Below are 875 nucleotides of genomic sequence, written 5' to 3' on the forward strand. Positions count from 1 at the left end.
CCCGGCCGCCGGGCAACCCGGCCAACGGGATTTCCGGGTTCTGTTCATTGCGCAGCCACACGCCCTGGCGCACCGTGATCAGCAGCGCCGCCACGACTTGTTCGGTCAGTTCCAGCACGCGCAGGCAGTCGCGCGCGGCGATGGTGCCCATGCTGACCTTGTCCTGGTTGTGGCATTCGGTCGAGCGGGAGAACACCGAGGCCGGCATGGTCAGTTTGAGTGCTTCTGCGGTCCACGCCGAGGCGCTGATCTGCAGGGCCTTGAGACCGTGATTGATGGCCGCGGCCCCTTGACGCCGGACAGGTTGGCCGGCAGGCCGTTGTTGTAGCGATTGTCGACCATCAAGGCCATCTGGCGATCGAGCAGGTCTGCAATGTTGGCGACGGCATTCTTCATGCTGTCCATGGCGAAGGCGATGTGACCGCCGTAGAAATGGCCGCCGTGCAGCACGCGCTCGTTGTCGGGATCGATCAGCGGATTGTCGTTGGCGCTGTTGAGTTCATTTTCGATATAGCTGCGCAGCCACGGCAGCGCATCGGTCAGCACGCCGATCACGTGCGGCGCGCAGCGGATCGAGTAGCGATCCTGCAGTCGCTTCTCATTGCGCAGCGGCTGGTCGCAGCGCAGGTCGGTCTGCAGCCAGCCGGCGACTTGCTGCTGGCCTGGATGCGGCTTGACCGAGAACAGCGTGGCGTCGAAATGATGGGCATTGCCGTCCAGTGTGAAGCTGGCCATGGCGGTGATGCGCGTGGCCAATTTGCAGAGGTATTCGGCGCGCTCGTAGGCCATGCAAGCCAGCGCGGTCATGACGGCGGTGCCGTTCATAATGGCCAGGCCTTCCTTCGGGCGCAGGCGCAGCGGCGTCAGGCCGGGGG

General features: G+C 64.7%; 1 pseudogene. It reads right to left on the reverse strand.

Annotated features, from left to right (window positions below):
• Nucleotides 1-875: pseudogene (locus tag HLUSI_RS29955) on the reverse strand (HAL/PAL/TAL family ammonia-lyase); the annotation flags it as partial.

This window comes from Herbaspirillum lusitanum P6-12 (genome assembly GCF_000256565.1).
In the GTDB taxonomy this organism is placed as follows: domain Bacteria; phylum Pseudomonadota; class Gammaproteobacteria; order Burkholderiales; family Burkholderiaceae_D; genus Herbaspirillum; species Herbaspirillum lusitanum.